Below are 22807 nucleotides of genomic sequence, written 5' to 3' on the forward strand. Positions count from 1 at the left end.
CGCACCAGAACGCCGGCACCCCCGAAGGCGCACTAGAGTGCCCCGGCGTCCAGGGCCGTCCACACCGACGGGTACAAGGGGCGGAAGCCCAGCTCGTCGCGGATCTTCCGGGTGGACGTGAGGCCGTACCAGGGGTCCGGGTCCGTCCCGCCGACCGGTTCGCCGGGGAGCGGCACGCCGTTGAGCCGGTAGAGGTCCACCGTCGTCACCGGCGCGTCGTCGGACACGTTGTAGCGGCGCCCGGCGATCCCCGGGGCGAACAGCAGCCGCAGCAGGCCCTGGGCGACATCCGCGTGGTGCACCATTGCCAGACGCCGCGTGGCGGGCCAGGTGCCCACCCACCGCATCGCGTCCGCGAGGTGCGAGTCGCCCTCCCCGTAGACGAACGGCAGCACGGCCACCCGTACGTCGAGCCCGTGGTCGCGGTGCAGGGCCAGCAGCCCCGCCTCCGCCTCCGCCTTCGACCGGGGATACACACCCCACAGGAATCCGCCGGGCACCGACTCGTCCTCCTCCGTCAGCGGCCTGCCGCGCCCCACGCCGTACGAGAGGTTCGTGGAGACCTGGACGAACCGGCCGGTGCCCGCCTCCACCGCCGCCCGTCCCAGCGCCAGGGCCGCGTCCCGGTTCACCGACCACATCTCGTCGTCCGGCACCCCGCGGAAGGCCGCCGCGATGTTCACGACCGCGTCCGTACCCGCCAGCGCCTTGTGTACGTCGGCCGGTTCCCGCAGGTCACCCACCACCACCTCCGCGCCCAGTGCCGCGAAGGGCGCGCCGCGCTGCTCGTCCCGCACGATCACGCGGACCGTGTCACCGGCCGCGGCCCGGTTCAGCAGCCTCGGCACGAAACGCCGGCCGACCTCGCCCGTGGCACCCGTCACCAGAATCCGCATCGTCGCTCTCCCTCATGTCCGTCTCTCCGATGGTCCGCTCGGCACCACCCTGCGGCGGGCCGGGGCGCGGCGGGAGAGACGCGGTTGTCCAGGGACCGGCAGTCCCTGGATACGGCCTGGCTCCGGGAAGGCCCGCGGTCCATGCTGGGCAGGTGGACCTGGACCGAGCCGAACTCGCCGACTTCCTGCGCCGCTGCCGCGCCCGTCTCGAACCCGCCACCGTCGGGCTCACGGCCGGTGCCCGGCGGCGTACCCCCGGACTGCGGCGGGAGGAGGTGGCCCAGCTCACCGGGGCCTCCGTGGACCACTACACGCGCCTGGAACAGGGCCGCGGTTCGCGCCCCTCGCGTCAGATGCTCTCCGCGCTGGCCCGCGCGCTGCGGCTGAGCGAGGACGAGCGCGACCACCTGTTCCACCTGGCCGGGGAGGAGCCGCCGCGGGCCCGGCACGGCCCCACCCAGCACGTACGTCCCGGCCTGCTGCTGGTCCTCGACCGGCTGCACGACGCGCCCGCGCAGGTCTACAGCGACCGCGGCGAGCTCCTCGCGCAGAACGCGATGGCGGTGGCCCTGTGCGGAGAGGTCGAGCCCGGCGAGAACCTGACCCGCCTGTGGTTCACCGTTCCGGCCGCGCGGCGCATCTTCCCGCCCGAGGACCACGCCGCCCACTCCCTCAGGCACGTCGCCGAGCTCCGCGCGGTGTTCGCGGCCCGGCCCGAGGACGCGCAGCTCGCCGCGCTGGTCAAGGAGCTGCGGGCGTCGAGCGAGGAGTTCGACGCCCTGTGGACGGAGCACCGGGTGGCGGTGCGGCGCGCCGAGACCAAGCGGTTCCTGCACCCGGTGGTCGGCCTGCTCGAACTGGGCTGCGAGGTCCTGCTCACCGCCGACCGCGGTCAGCGGCTGGTGATCCATACGGCCACGCCGGGCACCGAGACGTACGAGCGGCTGCGGCTGCTGCGGGTGGTCGGCCTGCAGAACTTCGGTCCCGTGGCCGGTCCGGCCTGATCCAGACGGGAGAACCTGGCCCTCACCCCCGCTGACCAGCGGCGATGCCTCGTGGCGGGGGCTTACGGGCGACGGCGGGCGGAGGTCCGCCGCGCCGGGTCCGTCTCAGATAGTAGGAAGTCCGAGTAATTGTGGAGACAGACCGGCCCGGCTGTCCTAGCTTTGTAGGAGCCGAACGACTCGCTCGATCAAGCGACTGGCGGTTGTGAGCGCGTGCCCCGTGCAGGTAACCCCTGCGGCACGTACCCCGCCCCTTCCGGCGCCTCGAAATCCCGATCTCGAATCTCGATCTCGAAATCCTCGCGATCTCAAGGAGTCGATCCACCATGGCCGAGACCACTGTCCGACGCGTCCGCCACGCCCACCGCCCCACCGAGTCCGAGCGCAAGAACGCCGCCGCCGCACTCCAGCGGGCCCTCGACCGCAGGGACAACGGCGGCTCCACCGGCCACTGAGAGCCGGCCGGAGCACGCCCGCCCCGTGACACGCTGTCCGCCATGCGGACAGCGGATGTCATGGGATGGGACGACCAGTAGGGTGCCGATATGTCTCGCAGCATCAATCTCGCAGTGATCCCCGGTGACGGTATCGGCCAGGAGGTCGTGGCCCAGGGCCTCAAGGTCCTCAACGCTGTTCTCCCGCAGGATGTGAAGCTGGAGACCAAGGAGTACGACCTTGGCGCCCAGCGCTGGCACCGCACCGGTGACACCCTCCCGGACGCGGAGCTGGCAGCGCTCAAGAACCACGACGCCATCCTGCTCGGCGCCATCGGCGACCCGTCGGTGCCGTCCGGAGTGCTGGAGCGCGGACTGCTTCTGAAGCTGCGTTTCGCCTTCGACCACTTCATCAACCTGCGCCCGTCGAAGCTCTTCCCGAACACCGCGACCCCGCTCGCCGGCCGCCCCGACATCGACTTCGTCGTCGTGCGCGAGGGCACCGAGGGCCCGTACACGGGCAACGGCGGTTCGCTGCGCACGGGTACGGAGCACGAGGTCGCCACCGAGGTCAGCATCAACACCGCCTTCGGTGTCGAGCGCGTCGTCCGTGACGCCTTCGAGCGGGCCAACGCCCGTCCGCGCAAGAAGCTGACGCTGGTCCACAAGAACAACGTCCTCGTGTACGCGGGCCACATGTGGAAGAACATCTTCGACAGGGTCGCGACCGAGTACCCCGAGGTCACCACCGACTACCTGCACGTCGACGCCGCGACGATCTTCTTCGTCACCCAGCCGGAGCGCTTCGACGTCATCGTCACGGACAACCTCTTCGGTGACATCCTCACGGACCTGGCCGCCGCCGTGACCGGTGGTATCGGCCTCGCCGCCTCCGGCAACATCAACCCGACGGGCTCGTTCCCGTCGATGTTCGAGCCGGTCCACGGTTCGGCCCCCGACATCGCGGGCCAGGGCAAGGCCGACCCGACCGCCACGATCCTTTCCGTCGCCCTCCTGCTGCGTCACCTCGGCTACGAGACCGAGGCCGTGCGCATCGAGGACGCCGTCTCCGCCGATCTCGCGGAGCGCGACGGTGCTCGCACCACCGCCGAGATCGGCGACGCCCTCGCGGTACGAGTAGCGAGCTGACCCGACGACTCCACTTCGAAGCCGCCGGGTCACGACGCACCCGGCGGCTTCTCCTTTGCGGTCTCCGGGTGCCACCATCGACCCTGGACCGCAATCACGTCATTTCGCGCACGGCCACCCCCGGGAGATAATCGAACGCGGGGCCGTGGCTCGCGGCAATGCTCGGACGTCCTAAGACCTGTCTGATATCCGTCGGGCGGGAGCGGGCGTGAGCGCGGTCCATCACACACAAGACCGGTGAAGGACACGCACTCATGACGACGCCCACGATCGAGCTCAAGCCCTCCTCGAACCCGCTGTCCGACGCGGAGCGCGAGGCGATCCAGGTCAACCCCGGATTCGGCCGCTATTTCACCGACCACATGGTGACGATCAGGTGGACCGAGGGCCGGGGCTGGCACGACGCCCAGCTGGTTCCTTACGGCCCGCTGTCCATGGACCCGGCCAACATGACGCTGCACTACGCGCAGGAGATCTTCGAGGGCCTCAAGGCGTACCGCCAGCCCGACGGCACCGTGGCCAGTTTCCGCCCCCAGGCCAACGCCGAGCGCTTCAAGCGCTCCGCGGCGCGGCTGGCCATGCCGGAGCTCCCGGTCGAGACGTTCATCGCGGCCTGTGACGCGCTGGTCCAGCAGGACAAGGCGTGGGTTCCGCAGCACGGCGGCGAGGAGTCCCTCTACCTTCGCCCGTTCATGATCGCGGCCGAGGTCGGTCTCGGCGTGCGGCCCGCCAACGAGTACCTCTTCATCGTCATCGCCTCGCCGGCCGGCGCGTACTTCCCGGGCGGCGTGAAGCCGGTCTCCATCTGGCTCTCCGAGAACCGTGTCCGCGCCGTCCCCGGCGGCATGGGCGACGCCAAGACCGGCGGCAACTACGCGGCGTCCCTGCTGGCCCAGGCCGAGGCCGCCGCGCAGGGCTGCGACCAGGTCGCCTACCTCGACGCCGTGGAGCACAAGTGGGTCGAGGAGCTCGGCGGGATGAACCTGTACTTCGTGTACGGGCAGGGGGACACGAAGCGCATCGTCACCCCCGAGCTCACCGGCTCGCTGCTCGCCGGTGTCACCCGCGACTCGCTGCTCAAGGTCGCCCGTGACCTCGGCTACGAGGCCGAGGAGGGCCGCGTCTCCATCGACCAGTGGAAGGCCGACACCGAGAACGGCACGCTGACCGAGGTCTTCGCCTGTGGCACCGCCGCCGTCATCACGCCCGTCGGCACCGTCAAGTCCGCGAACGGCGAGTGGACCCAGGGCGACGGCACGCCCGGCGAGGTCACGATGACCCTGCGCGGGCGTCTGCTGGACATCCAGCGCGGTATCGCCGAGGACACGCACGGCTGGATGCACCCGCTCGGCTAGGGTCTTTCGCTTCCTTGCCGCAGGCGCCGTACGGACCCGGACATCGGGCCCGTACGGCGCCTGCGGCGTATCCCGGTGGGGGAGGTATGCACCGGTGCCGGGGCACGCCGTTCGCGCCCTTGCCTGTCCCTAGATTTGAGCATTGCTCAAAGTAACCACCGAGAAACGCCATTCTTTGCTTCCCGCTCAGGGGTGACCTGGTTAGAGTGATGCTCTAACCAGGAGGTGTGGTGACGTGAGACTGACCCCGACCGAGCGCGACCGGCTGCTGCTCTTCGGAGCCGCCGAACTGGCGCGGGCACGCAGGGCGCGTGGGCTGAGGCTCAACGTCCCCGAAGCGACCGCGCTCATCGCCGACACCGTCTGCGAGGCGGCCCGCGACGGGCGGCGGCTCGCGGAGGCCATCGAGGCCGCACGCGCCGTGCTGGGCCCCGACGACGTGCTGCCCGGTGTGGCGGACGTGGTCACCGAGGTGCATGTCGAGGCCGTCTTCGACGACGGTTCCCGGCTGGCGGTCGTGAGCGCGCCCATCGGAGGCCCGAGCCTCGGCGAGGGCGCTCCCGGCGCCGTACTGCCCGCTCCGGCGCACGCCGAGCCCGAACCGGCGCTGCGGCTGACCGTGCGCAACACCGCGACCGTCCCGGTCAGCGTCACCTCGCACTTCCACTTCTTCGAGGCCAACCCCCGGCTCGACTTCGACCGGGCCGCCGCCTACGGCATGCGGCTGTCGGTCCCCGCCGGATCGTCGGTCCGCTTCGACCCGGGCGGCGAGGCCGAGGTCGGCCTCGTGCCGATCGGCGGCGCACGGATCGCGATCGGCTTCGCGGGCCTGGTCGACGGCCCGCTGGACGCGCCCGGCGCGAAGGAAGAGGCCCTGCGGCGCGCGGCGGCCTGTGGCTATCTCGGAGCGGAGGCCGCCTGATGGACCCCTACGAATACGCCTCGGTCCACGGCCCGCGCGCCGGTGACCGGGTCGTCCTCGGCGACTCCGGCCTGGTGGTGCGCGTCGAATCGGACGCGCAGCGGCACGGCGACGAATTCCTGGCCGGATTCGGGAAGACCGCACGCGACGGGCTGCACCTGAAGGCAGCCGCCGTACGCGACACCTGCGACGTCGTCATCAGCAACGTCCTGGTCATCGACGCGGTCCTCGGCATCCGGAAGGTCTCCATCGGCATCCGTGAGGGCCGCATCCACGCGATCGGCCGGGCCGGCAACCCCGACACCCTCGACGGCGTCGACGTCGTCGTCGGCACCGGGACCAGCATCGTCTCCGGCGAGGGCATGATCGCGACGGCGGGCGCCGTGGACACCCACGTCCATCTGCTCTCGCCGCGCATCATGGAGGCTTCCCTCGCCTCCGGCGTCACGACCGTCATCGGGCAGGAGTTCGGCCCGGTGTGGGGGGTCGGCGTCAACTCGCCGTGGGCCCTGCGCCACGCCTTCAACGCCTTCGACGCCTGGCCGGTCAACATCGGCTTCCTGGCCCGCGGTTCCTCCTCCGACGGTGCGCCCCTGGTGGAGGCGCTCGCCGAGGGCGGGGCGTCCGGCTTCAAGGTCCACGAGGACATGGGCGCCCACACCCGTGCGCTCGACACGGCCCTGCGGGTGGCCGAGGAGCACGACGTCCAGGTCGCCCTGCACAGCGACGGGCTGAACGAATGCCTGTCCGTCGAGGACACCCTGAGCGTCCTGGACGGCCGGACGATCCACGCCTTCCACATCGAGGGCTGCGGTGGCGGACACGTACCGAACGTCCTCAAGATGGCGGGCGTCCCCAACGTCATCGGCTCCTCCACCAACCCGACCCTGCCCTTCGGCCGGGACGCGGTCGCCGAGCACTACGGGATGATCGTCTCCGTACACGACCTCAAGACGGACCTGCCCGGTGACGCGGCGATGGCACGGGACCGGATCAGGGCCGGCACGATGGGCGCCGAGGACGTGCTGCACGACCTGGGCGCGATCGGTATCACCTCCTCCGACGCCCAGGGGATGGGCCGCGCGGGCGAGACCGTGCGCCGCACCTTCGCGATGGCCGGGAAGATGAAGGCGGAGCTGGGTCCGCTGGAAGGCGACGGCCCCCACGACGACAACGCCCGGGTCCTGCGCTACATGGCCAAACTCACGATCAACCCGGCCCTCGCGCACGGCCTCGCGCACGAGATCGGCTCGATCGAGGTGGGCAAGCTCGCCGACATCGTGCTGTGGAAGCCGCAGTTCTTCGGGGCGAAGCCACAGCTCGTCCTGAAGTCGGGCTTCCCCGCGTACGGCGTGACGGGCGACCCCAACGCCGCCACCGACACCTGCGAACCGCTGGTCCTGGGACCGCAGTTCGGGGCGTACGGAACCACGCCGGCGGACATCTCGGTGGCCTTCGTGGCGAAGGCGGCGACCGAGCTGGGTTCCGACCTGATGCCCACCCGGCGCCGCAGGGTCGCCGTGCGCGGCACCCGGGGGATCGGCCCCGCGGACCTGCGCCTCAACTCCCGGATCGGCGCGGTGGGTGTGGACGCGAAGAGCGGTCTGGTCACGCTCGACGGCGCTCCCGTGCGCTCCGAGCCGGCCGACTCGGTCTCCCTCAACCGCCTCTACTTCCTCTGACCCGCGCCCCCTTCGCGCACATCCCTTTCGTACACGCCCGTACGAGACACGTCCCTTGGAGTACGACGACATGACCTTCCGTATGCCGCCCGAGTGGGCCCCGCACGAGCGGACCTGGATGGCGTGGCCGGGCCCCAACGTCACCTTCTCCGGTGACGACCTCGCCGCGTCCCGCGCGGCGTGGGCCTCGGTCGCCCGGGCCGTACGCCGCTTCGAGCCGGTGACCATGGTCGTCGGCCCCGGCCAGTCCGAGGAGGCCCGCGGCCTGCTCGGCCCGGACATCGAGCTCGTCGAGCGCGAGCTGGACGACGCCTGGATGCGCGACATCGGTCCCACCTTCGTCACCGACGGCACCCGGCTGGCGGCCGTCGGCTGGGTGTTCAACGGCTGGGGCGCACAGGACTGGGCCACCTGGGAGCACGACGCGAAGATCGCCGGCCATGTCGCGGACCTCGCGGGCGTCCCCGTGCACAGCTCGCCCCTGGTCAACGAGGGCGGCGGCATCCACGTCGACGGCGAGGGCACCGTCCTGCTCACCGAGACCGTGCAGCTCGGCCCCGAGCGCAACCCGCAGTGGACCAAGGCGGAGGTCGAGGCGGAGATCCACGCCAGGCTCGGCACCACGAAGGCGATCTGGCTGAAGCGCGGCCTGACCGGCGACTACCCGCCGCACGGCTACGGCACCCTCGGCCATGTCGACATCGTCGCCGCCTTCGCGGCCCCCGGCGTCGTCGTCGCCCACACCCAGCCGGACCCGTCCCACCCCGACCACGCGCTCTGCGAGGAGAACGTGGCGATGCTCAGGTCGCAGACGGACGCCCGTGGCCGGGCCCTGGAGGTCGTCGAGGTCCCGGCCCCGACGGTGGTGCGGGACGAGGACGGCCAGTGGGTCGACTACTCCTACATCAACCACTACCTCTGCAACGGCGGCGTACTGCTGTGCGCCTTCGACGACCCGCGCGACGAGCACGCCGCGGGCATCTTCCGCCGTCTCCACCCCGGCCGTACGGTCGAGCTGGTGGACGCCCGGACGATCTTCGCGGGCGGCGGCGGCATCCACTGCATCACGCAGCAGCAGCCGGCCGTCACAGCTGAGCGGCCGATCCGGTAGAACGTACGGGTGAACGAGATGCTCCGCGCGCCGGCCGCCGCATGACCCCGCCCCCCGCCCGCCGGCGCAACATCGCCCCGCCCCGGGAGGCCGTGCTCGTCGCGGCCATGGCCACCATCGCCGAGCGCGGGCTCGACGGGCTGACCATGGCCGGGCTCGGGCGCGAGGTCGGGATGAGCAGCGGGCACCTCCTCTACTACTTCCGGACCAAGGACGAGCTGCTCCTCCAGACCCTGGAATGGAGCGAGGGCCGCCTCGGCGTCGAGCGCGGCACCCTGCTCTCCCGGCAGGCGCCCGCCGCCGAGCGGCTCGACGCCTACGTCGATCTGTACGTCCCGCAGGGGCCGCGAGACCCCCACTGGACGCTCTGGCTGGAGGTCTGGAACCGCTCGCAGAGCGCGGACGCCGACGCGCGCGGACGCCAGGCCGCCATCGAGGGGGCCTGGCACCGGGACCTGGTGGCGCTCCTGGCCGAGGGGATCTCGCGGGGCGAGTTCCGTTCCGTGGACCCGGACCGTTTCGCCTCCCGGCTGCGGGCGCTGCTCGACGGATTCAGCGTCCATGTCGCGGTCGGCATACCGGGGACGGGACGCGAGCAGGTCCTCTCCCACGTGCGGGAGTTCCTGCGGGAGGCGCTGCTTCCCGCTGCCGGGCCGTGAATCCGCGGGAGCGGCCTGCGACGGACGTCACGACCGCATCCTGAGACGGGCCGGAACACGGGGCGGCGCTGTGCAAGACTGCGACCGTGTCCTCGTTCGTCATGATTATTGGCAACAGGCGCGCCGGTCCGCAGTGACTGCCCGTACCACCCCGTACGGCGCGGCCACCGTGCCCCAGACCCGCGCGCAGACCTCTCGCACCCGCGAGGGGTTTTTTCGTTTTCCGGCCCTCACCTCGGCCGGGACGGCGCACGCGGGATGATGGGGGCAAGTGGAGCCCGATCGTCCGGATCCACTCATCCGACAGGAGTCAGATCAGCATGACCACCAAGGCCACGGCCACCGACGACAGTTTCCATGTCTTCGACACCACACTGCGCGACGGTGCACAGCGTGAAGGCATCAACCTGACGGTCGCGGACAAGCTGACCATCGCCCGGCACCTGGACGACTTCGGCGTCGGCTTCATCGAGGGCGGCTGGCCCGGCGCCAACCCCCGCGACACGGAGTTCTTCGCCCGCGCCGCGGAGGAGATCCAGTTCGCGAACGCCCAACTGGTCGCGTTCGGGGCGACCCGCAGGGCGGGCGGCAGCGCGGCCGACGACCCGCAGGTCAAGGCGCTCCTGGACTCCGGCGCGCCGGTGATCACCCTTGTCGCCAAGTCCCACGACCGGCATGTCGAACTGGCGCTGCGCACCACTCTGGAGGAGAACCTGGAGATGGTCCGCGACACCGTCTCCCACCTCCGCGAGCAGGGCCGGCGCGTCTTCGTCGACTGCGAGCACTTCTTCGACGGCTACCGCGCCAACGCCGAGTACGCCAAGGCCGTCGTCCGGACCGCCTCCGAGGCCGGCGCCGACGTCGTCATCCTGTGCGACACCAACGGCGGCATGCTCCCCGCCCAGATCCAGGCCGTCGTCGCCACCGTCCTCGCGGACACCGGGGCCCGCCTCGGTATCCACGCCCAGGACGACACCGGCTGCGCCGTGGCCAACACCCTCGCCGCCGTCGACGCGGGCGCCACCCACGTCCAGTGCACGGCCAACGGCTACGGCGAACGGGTCGGCAACGCCAACCTCTTCCCCGTCGTCGCAGCCCTGGAACTCAAGTACGGCAAGACCGTCCTGCCCGAGGGCGCGCTCGCCGACATGACCCGGATCTCCCACGCCATCGCCGAGGTCGTCAACCTCACGCCCTCCACCCACCAGCCCTATGTGGGTGTCTCCGCCTTCGCCCACAAGGCCGGACTGCACGCCTCCGCGATCAAGGTCGATCCGGATCTGTACCAGCACATCGACCCGGAACTCGTCGGCAACACCATGCGGATGCTCGTATCCGACATGGCGGGGCGCGCCTCGATCGAGCTCAAGGGCAAGGAACTCGGCATCGACCTCGGGGACGACCGCGAGCTCGTCGGACGGGTGGTGGCACGGGTCAAGGAGCGCGAGCTCAAGGGCTACACGTACGAGGCGGCCGACGCCTCCTTCGAACTCCTGCTGCGCAGCGAGGTCGAGGGCCGGGCCCGCCGCTACTTCCGTACGGAGTCCTGGCGCGTCATCACGGAGGACCGCCCCGACGGCACGCACGCCAACGAGGCGACCGTGAAGCTCTGGGCCAAGGGCGAGCGGATCGTCGCGACCGCGGAGGGCAACGGTCCGGTCAACGCGCTGGACCGCGCGCTGCGGGTCGGGCTGGAGCGGATCTACCCGCAGCTGGCCAAGCTCGAACTGGTCGACTACAAGGTCCGCATCCTGGAGGGCACGACCGGCACCGACTCCACCACCCGGGTGCTGATCACCACGGGTGACGGGGCCGGCGACTGGTCGACGGTCGGAGTGGCCGAGAACATCATCGCGGCCTCCTGGCAGTCGCTGGAGGACGCGTACACCTACGGCCTGCTGCGGGCCGGCATCGAGCCCATGGACTAGCGCCTCACTGGAGCCGCCACTTCTGGTTGGCGGCTCCGGTGCAGGTCCAGATCTGGGTACGGGTCCCGTTCGCCGAGGACTGGCCGGTCACGTCGAGGCACTTGTCCGCGGCCGTGTTGACGATGTCCCCGGTCGCCGGGTCGTACGTCCAGCGCTGCGCCCCCGTCCCGTTGCAGGTGTACAGCTGGACCTTCGCCCCGTCGGCCGTGGACCCCGAGGTCACGTCCAGGCAGGCACCGAGCACCCGGACGGAACCGTCGCCCGAGACCGTCCAGCGCTGGTTGGACGCGCCGGTGCAGCCCCAGATCTGGACGGGCGTACCGTCCGCGCCGGTGTTGCCCGTGGCGTCCAGGCACGTCCCGCCGATGCCGATGAGAGCGCCCGTGCTGTCCGCGGAGCCGGACTGGGTGCCCGTCCAGGTGAAGGTCGCCGAGGTGCGGCCCGGGAGTGTGTACGTGAACTTCTGGCCGCCCCAGTTGACCGTGACCTGCTGCGCCGCCGAGGAACCGTTGTAGGCGATCAGCGCCTTGGAGCCGTCCGGGTTGCGCCAGGCGACATTGGGCACGGCCGAGCCGGCGGTGGAGGCGATGCGGGAGGCGCCCGGCCGTACGAACTTCGTCAGGTGGCCCATCGTGTAGTACTCGATCGTGTAGTCGACCTGCCCGTGCCGGCTGTCCCCGTTGTGCACGGTGATCAGGCCGTCGCAGGTGCCGCAGCCGCCGTTGTGCGGGCCGCGGTTCTGGTCCACGGCCAGCGACCACTTGGTCACCGACTTCGCCCAGTTCCGGGTGTAGTCGATGATGTTGAGCATGTCCTCGCGCTGCTGGTCGGCGATCCAGGTGCCGCCCGAGTGCTCGGTCTGGAAGGCGTCCAGCTCCGGGTACTGCTGATGCACGGCGGTCTGCTTGGCGACGTCGCCGCCGTAGCCGTGCCAGGCGATCCCGCCGAAGTTGGGGTGGCTGCGCACGGCGGCGTCGTCCACGGTGGCCGCCGCGTAGGCGTCGTAGGTGTCCCAGTTCCAGTCGTGGGCCAGCACCTTGGTGGCCAGGCCCGCGGACCGGAGCTTCGGCAGCAGCTCGTTCTTGGTGAAGTAGGCGAGGCCCGAGCCGTTCCAGCTCATGGACGGATAGCCGGCGCAGCAGGTGGGTTCGTTCTGCGCGGTCACGTAGTCGACCGCGATGCCCTGGTCCCTGTACGCCTGGAGGTACTTCACGAAGTAGGAGGCGTAGGCGCCGTAGTTCTCGGCCTTCAGCCAGCCGCCGTTCAGCTGTCCGTTGTCCTTCATCCAGGCCGGCGCGGTCCACGGGGACGCGACCGTGGTCAGCGCGGGGTTGAGCTGCTTGGCCTGCTTGGTGAGCGGCAGCACGTCCTGCAGATCGTGCGCGATCGAGAAGTTGGCGAGGTTCGGGTCGGTCTGCCCGGCCGGCATGTCGTCGTACGTGTAGCCGAACCGGGCGAGGTCGGACCCGCCCATCGGATTGCGTACGAAGGAGAGCCCGATGCCCTCGGTGGGGGAGAACAGCTTCTTCATCGTCGCGTCGCGGGTCGACTGGCTGAGCGCGCCGCTGCCCTTCATCAGCCAGGCAGCGGTGTCGGTGAACGAGGCGCCGCCGCCGGTGAAGGTCTGGTAGCGGGTGTTCTCGTCGACCGTGATGTTCGTGCCCGAGCCGCCGTTCCCGGCGCCGAAGGCGATCGGCGTCTGGGCCTGGAGACCGCGGGTGACATGGCGACCGCCCGCGTCGTCCGTCGTGGTCAGCGCGATGTTCACGCTCTCGCCGGCGGCCTGGGCGGTACCGGAGGAGAGCCCGGCCAGACCTGTGGTCGCGAGCGCCGCGGCGAGAAGAGCTCTCACTGCTCTGCCTGTTCGGATCATGGCTGCTGCCTTTCTCGGCAGGGGTGTGGGGATGTGCCGTCGATCGTGGCGTGAGTGAAACCGTCTTACGTGTCCGCGTCAAGAGGTGTATGTGTTCATAGGTTGAACGGACAACACGTCCGGCCAGGTGGGGGAATGGGTACGGACCAATCTCGGCGTGAAGTATTGACGGCACCTTTTCGGCGCGGTTAACTCCAGCCGCAACGCCGGAACCGGTTGCGGTACCGGTTGCGGTACCGGTACCGAAGTCGTGGTCCCCGCCCTGCCCCGCCTTGCCCCGGAGGCTTCGATGCGTGTCACCATCGCGGATGTCGCCCGCACGGCGGGGGTGAGCAAGACAACGGTGTCCCGCGTCGTCAACGGCAAGGCGGACGTGGACGGTTCCACGGCCGCCCGTGTTCGGGAAGTGATTGCACATCTCGGCTATGTGCCCAGCTCGGGTGCCGTCGGACTGGCCCGCGGCAGCAGCCGTACGGTCGGGATGCTGGTGCCCTCGCTGACCTGGCCGTGGATGGGCGAACTGCTCCAGGGCGTCGTCGACACGGTCGAGGCCGCCGACTACGGGCTGCTGCTCTTCACCTGCAACCGCGGCGCCGAGTCCGTGCGGCGGTTCACCGACCAGGTGTCGGCGCGCGCCTTCGACGGACTCGTCGTCGTGGAACCGGAGAACACGCTCGGCCATCTCACCGCGCTGCACCGGGCGGGCCTGCCGATCGTGCTCATCGACGACCGCGGTCACCACCCCGAATTCCCCTCCGTCGTGACCACCAACCACGAAGGAGGTGCCTCGGCGGCCCGCCATCTGCGGGACGCCGGCCGCACCCGGCCGCTGGTCGTCACCGGCCCGCAGGACTTCGGCTGCGTACGCGACCGGCTGCGGGGTTTCCGGTCGGTCCTGCCGACGGGCCCGGTCGTGCACGGAGACTTCACGGAACACGGCGGCCGGGCCGCCGTGGAACAACTGCTCGCTTCGGGAGTGGAGTTCGACTCGGTCTTCGCGCACAACGACATCAGCGCGGTGGGCGTGCTGAAGGCCCTGCGCGCGGCCGGCCGCCACGTTCCGGACGACGTGGCCGTCATCGGATTCGACGACATCCCGATGGCCGAACACACCGAACCGCCGCTGACCACCGTGCGCCAGCCCACCCGGCGGATGGGCGAGACGGCGGCACGGATGCTCCTCTCGCACCTCGGCGGCACTGCCGTACCGGACGAACCGGTGGTGCTGCCCACCGAACTGGTGGTGCGTCACTCGGCGCCGTAACGGACCGGCCCTCCCGGGCCGGTCTCCCCGAACACCCGGGACCCGTCCCGGACTCTTCCCTCGGACCCGCAGTCCCCACTGGAGCCGCAATGCCACGAACCCCGCACACCCGCGCCCGCGCCCGCCACCGGGCGAGACCGGCCACGGCCGCCCTCGCCGCCGTCACGGTCCTCGCCGGACTGCTCGCCGGAGCCGTCCCCAGCGCGGCGGCAGAAGGGGACGACCCCGCACCGGTCCTCGTCGACCGGTTCGAGGGCGAGGTCCCGTTCGGCAACCCGCCCGCCGACTCCCTCTTCACCTGGGGCGGCGACGCCGACGACCAGCCGAAGCTGGAGTTCGCGGAGCGGGCGGACGCGCCCGAGGGTGCCAAAGTCCTCCAGGGCACCTACGACATCAGCGCCTGGGGCGGACTCAGTCACGAGTTCGCCGTGGACCAGCCGCCGAAGAACTGGACCGCCCACCGGGGCATCCGCTTCTGGTGGTACGGACAGAACACCGCTCCGCTGCCGCCCGGTTCGGGCAAGCGGATCAACTTCGAGATCAAGGACGGCGGCGCCAACGGCGGGGCGTCCGAGCTGTGGACCACCTCCTTCACCGACGACTGGGAGGGCTGGCACCTGATCGAGATTCCCTTCGCGGACTTCGTCTACCGGACCGACTACCAGCCCGTCGGCGGGATCGACCAGGTCCTCGGCCTCGACGAGATGTGGGGCTACGCCCTCACGCTGCCGACCGGTGCCCCCGGCGCGTTCGCCATGGACGGCGTCGAGCTGTACGGGAAGGCCGACGCGGCACTGAAGTCGAGCGTCGTCGTCGACTCGGCGGTGCACCCGGTGACGGAGGGCGCCACGGCGGACATCGAGGTCTCCGTCGCCACCACCGGCTCCCTCCCCATCGAGGAGCCCGTCACCGTCGCGTACACGACCAAGGGCGGCAGCGCCGCGTCCGGCGCCGACTACACACCCGTCACCGGCACCCACACCTTCCCGGCGGGCACCGCGTCCGGGACCTCGCACACCATCACCGTGGCCACCGCGAAGGACGGGGACGCGGAACCGGCGGAGACGGTCCCGGTCGAACTCACCGTCACCGGGGCCAAGCCGCCCAAGGAGAACCCGCAGGTCGTCATCGACGCCCACGGGCTCCCGTACCAGGACGCGAAGCTTCCGGTGAAGAAGCGCGTCGCCGACCTGGTGGCGCGGATGTCGCTCGCCGAGAAGGCCGGCCAGATGACCCAGGCCGAGCGCAACGCGCTCAAGTCGCCGGGCGACATCGCCGCGTACGACCTCGGCTCGCTGCTCTCCGGCGGTGGCTCCGTTCCCACCCCGAACACCGCGGCGGCCTGGGCGAAGATGGTCGACGCCTACCAGCTGCGCTCGCGGGCGTCCCGCTTCCAGATCCCGTTGATCTACGGCGTGGACGCGGTGCACGGCCACAACAACGTGATCGGCTCGACGATCATGCCGCACAACATCGGCATCGGCGCGGGCCGCGACCCGAAGCTCGCCGAGCGGACCGGCGCGGTCACCGCGAACGAGGTCCGCGCGACGGGCATCCCGTGGGACTTCGCCCCCTGCGTGTGCGTGACCCGCGACGAGCGCTGGGGCCGTTCCTACGAGGCGTACGGCGAGGACCCCGCCCTGGTGGAAGCCATGGAGACGGTCATCAAGGGCATGCAGGGCAGCCCCTCCGGCAAGGACCTGGACCGCAACGACAAGGTCCTGGCCAGCGCCAAGCACTTCGTCGGCGACGGCGGTACGGAGTTCGGCTCGTCCACCACGGGTGCGTACACGATCGACCAGGGCGTCACGAAGGTCACCCGCGAGGAGCTCGAAGCGGTGCACCTCGCGCCGTTCGCCGAGGCCGTGGAGCGGGGCGTCGGCACGGTCATGCCGTCCTACTCCTCGCTCGACGTCATCGGCGACGACGCGGGCCCGGTGAAGATGCACGCGAACGCCGAGATGATCAACGGCGTGCTCAAGGACCGGATGGGCTTCGAGGGCTTCGTCATCAGCGACTGGCAGGCCATCGACCAGATTCCCGGTGACTACGCGAGCGACGTCCGTACGTCGGTCAACGCCGGACTCGACATGATCATGGTGCCGACCGCGTACCAGGACTTCACGAAGACGCTCCGCGACGAGGTCGCCGCGGGCCGGATCAGCGAGGCCCGGATCGACGACGCGGTCTCCCGGATCCTGACCCAGAAGTTCCGGCTCGGGCTGTTCGAGAAGCCGTACGCGGACCCGGCCAACCTGGACCGGGTCGGCTCGGCCGAACACCGCGCCGTCGCCCGCGAGGCGGCGGCCAAGTCCCAGGTCCTGCTGAAGAACGACGGCGCGGTCCTCCCGGTCGAGCCGTCGGCGAAGGTGTACGTCGCCGGATCCAACGCCGACGACCTCGGCAACCAGGCAGGCGGCTGGACCGTCAGCTGGCAGGGCTCGTCGGGCAGGATCACCACCGGGACGACGATCCTCGAAGGCATGAGGAAGGCGGCCTCCGACCCGGCCTCCGTCACGTACTCCAAGGACGCGTCGGCCGCCACGGACGGCTACGACGTCGGCGTCGTGGTCGTCGGCGAGACCCCGTACGCCGAAGGCATCGGAGACGTCGGCAACGGCCACGACCTGGAGCTCACGGCCGCCGACCGGGCAGCCGTGGACACGGTATGCGCCGCCATGAAGTGCGCCGTCCTGGTCGTCTCCGGACGCCCGCAGCTCATCGGCGACCGGCTCGGCTCCATCGACGCCCTCGTGGCGTCCTGGCTGCCGGGCACCGAGGGCGACGGAGTGGCCGACGTCCTGTACGGCAAGCGCGCCTTCACCGGACAGCTCCCGGTGACCTGGCCGAAGTCCGAGGCACAGCTGCCGATCAACGTCGGCGACGCGGCCTACGACCCACAGTTCCCCTACGGCTGGGGACTGACCACGCTGACGAAGCCCCCGACAGGCGGCGAGCTCACGCTCGGCGCCCTCGCCGTCGCCGCGCACGTCGCGGAGAAGGCGGGGCTCGGGAGGAGTCCGCAGGGCAAGGCGATCGTGGACCGGGCCAGGCTGCTGGTCCAGCAGAGGACGAAGGGCGAGCTGACCGCGGCGGTGTCCGGGCCGTTCGCCGACGCCGACCACCTCCTGCTTTCCGGTGATCTCACCGGGGCGGTGGAGAAGCTCCGAGCGGCCTACCGCGCCGCATAAATCCCATATCAGTACACATTTGGGCCAAGTGGGCGACGCATTTGTCGCCCACTTGGGCTATTTTCGGAGTATGCGGAAGAGGCTGTTCGCCCCCCTCTGGGCCTGCCTGCTGCTGATCCTCTCGGCGGCCGTGCTGGCGATGTCCCCCGCTGCGCCGTCCGCCCCCGCCACGATCGACGATGCCGCGCAGGCCCTCCGCCAGGGCCCGGTCTACGTCGACCCGGCCGCGGCCGGCCAGCTCTCCGCGTCCCAGGCGGACGCTCTGGAGAAGAAGATCAAGGACGCCGACAAACCGGTGTTCGTGGCGGTCCTGCCGCAGTCCTCGGAGTACCCCGAAGAGGGCCTCCTCGCCAACCTCCGCAACGACACCGGGATCACGGGCGTCTACGGGGTCCGCCTCGGCGACGCCTTCGACGCCGGCGCGGACCGGAGCGTGATGCCCGTACGGGCCGTCGACAACCTGGTCGCCTCCGTGACGGCGCAGGACGGTGGCGGCGACGTGGCGTCGCAGCTCAACGCCTTCGTCGACCAGGCCGTCGAACAGGCCCGCGGCACCGCCCCCGCCTCCTGGTCCGGCGACGGAGCGGGCGAGACCGGCGCGGGTACCTCCGCGGTCGGCCTGATCACCCTCGGCGCGGTGGCCGTGGCCGGCGGCGCCGGTGCCTACGCGATCGTCCGCCGCAACCGCCGCCGCAGGGAGGACGAGGAGAAGGCCGCGCTCGACAAGCTCCGGGTCGTCGTCGACGAGGACATCACCGCGTACGGCGAAACCCTGGAACGGCTCGACTTCCATCCCGCGGAACCGGGCGCCGACGACACGATGCGCACCGACTACGAGCGCGCACTCGACTCGTACGAGAGCGCCAAGACGAAGATGGAGCGGGCCCGGCACCCCTCCGAGGTGCGCGGAGTCACCCAGGCACTGGAGGACGGCCGCTACTCCCTCGCCGTCCTGGAGGCCCGCAGGACGGGCGCGGAACTCCCCGCCCGCCGCCCGCCCTGCTTCTTCGACCCCCGCCACGGCCCCTCGGTCGCCGACGTCCGCTGGACACCGTCCGGCGGAGCGGCCCGCGAGGTCCCGGTCTGCGGCGCCGACGAGGTCCGGCTGCGCGAGGGCGAGGACCCGATGAGCCGCACCGTCGACGTCGGCGACGGCCGTCGCCGCCCCTACTGGGAGGCGGGACCGGCCTACGGCCCCTGGGCGGGCGGTTACTTCGGCGGCGGTCTGCTGCCGGGCCTGCTGGTCGGCACGATGCTCGGCTCGATGCTGTCGTCCCCCGCGTACGCCTCCGAGTACGGCGGCGGTGACTTCGGCTCGGGTTCCGGCGGCGACTGGAGCGGCGGAGACGTCTCCGGCTCCGACTTCAGCTCCTCCGACTTCGGCGGCTTCGGTGACGGAGGAGGCTTCGGGGGCGGCGGATTCGACGGGGGCGGGTTCTAGCAGGTCCGCGCTGCCGCGCCATTCGAGAAGGTGCGATCCATGCTAAACCTGAGCTTATGTGGGGTTTCGGTCACATCCGGGCGTGGTTCCGTCGCCCCGGCCGACGGCCGCAGCGGCAAGGTGGCACGGGCCATGCCGGACGGGCGCAGGGCAAGGGCGGGGCGGACCGGCCGGTGGCCGGGGGCGCCCGCTCGCTCTTCAACGTGCGTACGGTGGCCGGTCAGGTCTTCTGCCTCATGCTGGGACTCGTGGTGCTGCTCGTCTCCGTCACGGCCGTCGCCCTCGTGGTCCAGGGTCGGCGCGACACCATGCAGGAGGCCAGGCTCCGCACCATGGGCGTCGCCCAGACCTTCGCCCACGCGCCCGGCACCGTGGCGGCGATCGACGGCCCGAACCCCACGGCCGTGCTCCAGCCACTCACCGAACAGGTCCGCGAGAAGGCCGAAGTGGACTACGTGGTCGTCTCCGACGACCAGGGGATCCGGCTCGCGCACCCCGATCCGGAACTGATCGGGAAGCGCGTCATCGGCCCGTACCAAGAGGCCCTGGAGGGTGAGGCGTTCACGGAGACCTTCACAGGTTCCCGGGGGCGTGCGGTCAATTCCGTCGTGCCCGTGGCCCGGCCGGACGGTTCGGTCGCCGGCCTGGTGTCGGTGGGCATCACCGTGGAGTCGGTGGAGAGCGTCGCGGACCGCAGCATCCCGTTCAGTCTCGGCGTGGCGGGCGTCGCACTCGTCCTCGCCGCGGGCGGCGCCGCGCTGGTCAGCAGGCGCCTGGGTCGCCAGACGCGCGGTCTCGGGCCGGACGGAATGACGCGGATGTACGAGCACCACGACGCGGTGCTGCACGCCGTCCGCGAAGGAGTGCTCATCATCGGGGCCGACGGCCGGCTGCTGCTGGCCAACGACGAGGCCCGCCGCCTGCTGGACCTGCCCGCGGACGCGGAGGGCCGGGCCGTGACCGACCTGGGCCTCGACGAGGGCACCGCCGCCCTCCTGGCTTCCGGCCGGAGCGCCACGGACGAGGTCCGGCGCGCCGGGAACCGGCTGCTGGCCGTCAACCTCCGCCCCACCGACCCGCACGGAGGCCCTCCCAGCGTCGTCGCCACGCTGCGGGACACCACCGAACTGCGCGCCGTCACCGGCACGGCGGAGGCGGTACGGGAGCGTCTGCTGCTCCTGTACGAGGCGGGGGAGCGGATCGGTACCACCCTCGACGTCACCAGGACGGCCGAGGAGCTGACGGAGGTGGCGACCCCGGGATTCGCCGACTTCGCGTCGGTCGACCTCGCCGACGCGGTCCTGCTCGGCGAGGAGCCGCCCGCGCCGACCGGAGACGTACTGGAGATGCGGCGCACCGCGATCTCGGGCGCCGACCCCGACCACCCGCTCTATCCGCTCGGCCGGGTGGTGGGCTTCGTGCCGTCCAGCGCCGCCACGGTCGGCACGAGCACGGGCCACACCTGGCTGGAAGCCGATCTGGCGGTGGCGGAGCGCTGGCGGGTGCGGGACCCCGAGCGTGGGAGGCAGGTCCTGGAGTACGGGATCCACTCCCTCATCTCCGTACCGCTGCACGCCCGCGGCGTCATCCTCGGCATGGTCAACTTCTGGCGCGCCACGAACCCGGAGCCCTTCGACGAGGAAGACCTCTCCTTCGCCGAGGAACTGGTGGCACGGGCCGCTGTCAGCATCGACAACGCCCGCCGCTACACCCGCGAGCACGAGATGGCCGTCACCCTCCAGCGCAGCCTGCTGCCGCGGGGTGTGCCCGAACAGAACGCCCTCGACGTCGCCTACCGCTATCTGCCGGCCCAGGCCGGAGTGGGCGGTGACTGGTTCGACGTGATCCCGCTGTCCGGCGCCCGGGTCGCCCTGGTCGTCGGCGACGTCGTCGGTCACGGGCTGCACGCGGCGGCCACGATGGGGCGGCTGCGCACCACGGTGCACAACTTCTCCACGCTGGACCTCCCGCCCGACGAACTCCTCGGCCACCTCGACGAGCTCGTTGCCCGGATGGACCAGGACGGGACGGACGCCGGCTCCGACGCGGGGATCGCCGGGGCCACCTGCCTGTACGCGATCTACGACGGCGTGTCCGGGCACTGCTCCATGGCCCGCGCCGGCCACCCCGGACCCGCGCTCGTGCTGCCCGACGGGACCGTGGAGTTCCCGGAGACCCCCGCGGGCCCGCCGCTCGGCATCGGAGGGATGCCGTTCGAGACCGCCGAGTTCACCGTGCCCGAGGGCAGCCGCCTGGTCCTCTACACCGATGGTCTCGTGGAACGCCGAGACCGGGACTTCGACATCGGTCTCGACGTCCTGCGCAGCGCTCTCGCGCACCCGGACCGGACGCCGGAGGAGACCTGCGACGACGTGATCGACGCCCTGCTGACCAGCCACCCCACCGACGACGTGGCCCTCCTGGTGGCCCGCACCCTCCGGCTCGACCCCGGCCAGGTCGCCGAGTGGGAGGTGGAACCCGAGCCCTCGGCGGTCGCCGGAGTCCGCAAGGGGGTGGCCCGCTGGCTCGGCGAGCGGGGCCTGGACGAGGAGGCGTTCGTCACCGAGCTCATCCTGAGCGAGCTGGTCACCAACGCCATCCGCTACGGCTCGGGGCCGATCGTGGTGCGGCTGCTGTGCGACCGCAACCTGGTCTGCGAGGTCTCCGACACCAGCAGTACGTCCCCGCACCTGCGCTACGCGGCGACGACCGACGAGGGTGGCCGCGGCCTGTTCCTCGTCGCCCAGTTCGCCGAGCGCTGGGGCACCCGCTACACGCCCACGGGCAAGGTCATCTGGTCGGAGCAGCCGATCGAGCCGCCGGAAGACGACTAGTTTCGGCCAATAGCATTTGCTGTTACGGCAATCAAACTTGTCGATATCGCCACTCTCCCCGCACCATCTCCGTCACAAGGAGGTGGTACGCGATGGACAACGACATTCAGCGGTACGACGTGGTGGTGTTGGGCGGCGGAGCGGCCGGTCTGAGCGGCGCGACGACACTGTCACGGGCAGGGCGCTCGGTGCTGGTCATCGACGCGGGCAAGCCGCGCAACGCGCCCGCTTCGCACGTGCACAACTACCTGGGCCGTGAGGGCACCGCCCCCTCGGAGCTCCTGGCCCTGGGGCGCGAGGAGGCGTCCGGGTACGGCGCAGAGATCGCCGAGGGCACCGTGGTGTCCGCCGAGAAGCTCCCCGACGGCGAGGGCTTCCGCGTCGTACGGGAGGACGGGACCGCTGTCGAGGCGCGCCGGCTGCTGGTGACCACCGGTCTGACCGACGAGCTGCCCCCGGTGCCCGGTCTGGCCGAGCGGTGGGGCCGCGAGGTGCTGCACTGCCCGTACTGCCACGGCTGGGAGGTGCGGGACCGTCCGGTCGGCATCCTCTCCGTGGGTCCGCTCGCCGTGCACCAGGCGTTGATGTGGCGCCAGTGGACCGCGGACCTGACGCTCTTCCGCCACACCGGCCCGGAGCCGACCGACGAGGAGTACGAGCAGCTGGCCGCCCGGGGGATCGCCGTCGTGGACGGGGAGGTCACCGGACTCGAAGTGACCGGCGACCGGCTCGCCGGGGTGCGTCTCACCGGCGGGCGGGTCATCCCGCGCGAGGCCGTGGTGACCCAGCCGCGATTCACCGCCCGGTCGGCCGTCCTCGCGAGCCTGGGGGTCGAGGCGACGGCGCAGGAGATGGGCGGGCACGTGATCGGCACGTACGTCGCCGCCGATCCGGCCGGAGCCACGGCGGTCCCCGGGGTCTGGGTGGCCGGCAACGTCGCCAGTCTGACCGAGCAGGTCATCGGCGCCGCCAACGCGGGACTGAAGGCCGCGGCGGCGATCAACGGCGACCTGATCGCCGAGGACACCCGCAGGGCGGTGGCCGTGTACCGGCGGTGAGCAGGG

16 protein-coding genes are annotated in these 22807 nt (G+C 71.2%); 14 read left to right on the plus strand and 2 right to left on the minus strand.

Going from position 1 to position 22807, the window contains the following annotated elements; translation table 11 throughout:
* Positions 1 to 32: 32 nt before the first annotated feature.
* On the minus strand, positions 33 to 896 hold the full coding sequence (locus tag OG230_RS25370) for an NAD-dependent epimerase/dehydratase family protein (RefSeq protein ID WP_328906032.1): 864 nt from the start codon (positions 894 to 896) through the stop codon (positions 33 to 35).
* Positions 897 to 1054: 158 nt separating this feature from the next.
* Between OG230_RS25370 and OG230_RS25375 the strand changes: the two genes are divergently transcribed.
* From OG230_RS25375 to cimA, 9 genes are all read left to right on the plus strand, one after another.
* Positions 1055 to 1900, plus strand: a complete 846-nt coding sequence (locus OG230_RS25375; protein ID WP_328911527.1) for a helix-turn-helix transcriptional regulator — start codon at positions 1055 to 1057, stop codon at positions 1898 to 1900.
* 326 nt (positions 1901 to 2226) lie between these two features.
* Complete coding sequence (locus tag OG230_RS25380; protein ID WP_328906033.1) at positions 2227 to 2355, plus strand: hypothetical protein; 129 nt, start codon at positions 2227 to 2229, stop codon at positions 2353 to 2355.
* A gap of 90 nt (positions 2356 to 2445) precedes the next feature.
* Positions 2446 to 3483, plus strand: coding sequence for a 3-isopropylmalate dehydrogenase (locus tag OG230_RS25385; protein WP_328906034.1), 1038 nt, complete (start codon positions 2446 to 2448; stop codon positions 3481 to 3483).
* Positions 3484 to 3737: 254 nt separating this feature from the next.
* Positions 3738 to 4838, plus strand: a complete 1101-nt coding sequence (locus OG230_RS25390) for a branched-chain amino acid aminotransferase (RefSeq protein ID WP_328906035.1) — start codon at positions 3738 to 3740, stop codon at positions 4836 to 4838.
* 235 nt (positions 4839 to 5073) lie between these two features.
* Positions 5074 to 5760, plus strand: a complete 687-nt coding sequence (ureA, locus tag OG230_RS25395; RefSeq protein ID WP_328906036.1) for an urease subunit gamma — start codon at positions 5074 to 5076, stop codon at positions 5758 to 5760.
* On the plus strand, positions 5760 to 7442 hold the full coding sequence (locus OG230_RS25400) for an urease subunit alpha (RefSeq protein WP_328906037.1): 1683 nt from the start codon (positions 5760 to 5762) through the stop codon (positions 7440 to 7442). Before ureA ends, OG230_RS25400 begins: the two co-directional genes overlap by 1 nt.
* 70 nt (positions 7443 to 7512) lie before the next feature.
* Positions 7513 to 8553 carry an agmatine deiminase family protein gene (locus OG230_RS25405; RefSeq protein WP_328911528.1) on the plus strand — a complete coding sequence of 347 codons (1041 nt, stop codon included), beginning with the start codon at positions 7513 to 7515 and terminating at the stop codon, positions 8551 to 8553.
* 41 nt (positions 8554 to 8594) lie between these two features.
* Positions 8595 to 9212 carry a TetR/AcrR family transcriptional regulator gene (locus OG230_RS25410; protein WP_328906038.1) on the plus strand — a complete coding sequence of 206 codons (618 nt, stop codon included), beginning with the start codon at positions 8595 to 8597 and terminating at the stop codon, positions 9210 to 9212.
* 320 nt (positions 9213 to 9532) lie between these two features.
* Positions 9533 to 11140, plus strand: coding sequence for a citramalate synthase (gene cimA, locus OG230_RS25415; protein WP_328906039.1), 1608 nt, complete (start codon positions 9533 to 9535; stop codon positions 11138 to 11140).
* 4 nt (positions 11141 to 11144) lie between these two features.
* Here cimA and OG230_RS25420 read toward each other — a convergent pair whose 3' ends face one another.
* The gene (locus OG230_RS25420) at positions 11145 to 13013 is read right to left on the minus strand and encodes a ricin-type beta-trefoil lectin domain protein (protein ID WP_328906040.1); all 1869 of its coding nucleotides are present in this window, start codon (positions 13011 to 13013) and stop codon (positions 11145 to 11147) included.
* 289 nt (positions 13014 to 13302) lie between these two features.
* Here OG230_RS25420 and OG230_RS25425 point away from each other — a divergent pair, with 289 nt between their 5' ends.
* The 5 genes from OG230_RS25425 to OG230_RS25445 all read left to right on the plus strand — a co-directional run bounded on the left by OG230_RS25425 (position 13303) and on the right by OG230_RS25445 (position 22801).
* Positions 13303 to 14277: a LacI family DNA-binding transcriptional regulator gene (locus tag OG230_RS25425; RefSeq protein WP_328906041.1), complete on the plus strand. Its 975-nt coding sequence runs from the start codon at positions 13303 to 13305 to the stop codon at positions 14275 to 14277.
* An 89-nt stretch (positions 14278 to 14366) separates the two neighbouring features.
* On the plus strand, positions 14367 to 17468 hold the full coding sequence (locus OG230_RS25430; protein WP_328906042.1) for a glycoside hydrolase family 3 N-terminal domain-containing protein: 3102 nt from the start codon (positions 14367 to 14369) through the stop codon (positions 17466 to 17468).
* Positions 17469 to 17538: 70 nt separating this feature from the next.
* A complete protein-coding gene (locus tag OG230_RS25435; RefSeq protein ID WP_328906043.1) occupies positions 17539 to 18909 on the plus strand; it encodes a hypothetical protein in 1371 nt (456 codons plus the stop codon).
* A gap of 236 nt (positions 18910 to 19145) precedes the next feature.
* Positions 19146 to 21743 carry a SpoIIE family protein phosphatase gene (locus OG230_RS25440; RefSeq protein ID WP_328911529.1) on the plus strand — a complete coding sequence of 866 codons (2598 nt, stop codon included), beginning with the start codon at positions 19146 to 19148 and terminating at the stop codon, positions 21741 to 21743.
* Between the two features lie 92 nt (positions 21744 to 21835).
* Positions 21836 to 22801 carry an NAD(P)/FAD-dependent oxidoreductase gene (locus tag OG230_RS25445; protein ID WP_328906044.1) on the plus strand — a complete coding sequence of 322 codons (966 nt, stop codon included), beginning with the start codon at positions 21836 to 21838 and terminating at the stop codon, positions 22799 to 22801.
* Positions 22802 to 22807 lie beyond the last annotated feature (6 nt).

Origin of the sequence: Streptomyces sp. NBC_00234 (assembly GCF_036195325.1) — a bacterium.
Taxonomy (GTDB): Bacteria; Actinomycetota; Actinomycetes; order Streptomycetales; family Streptomycetaceae; genus Streptomyces.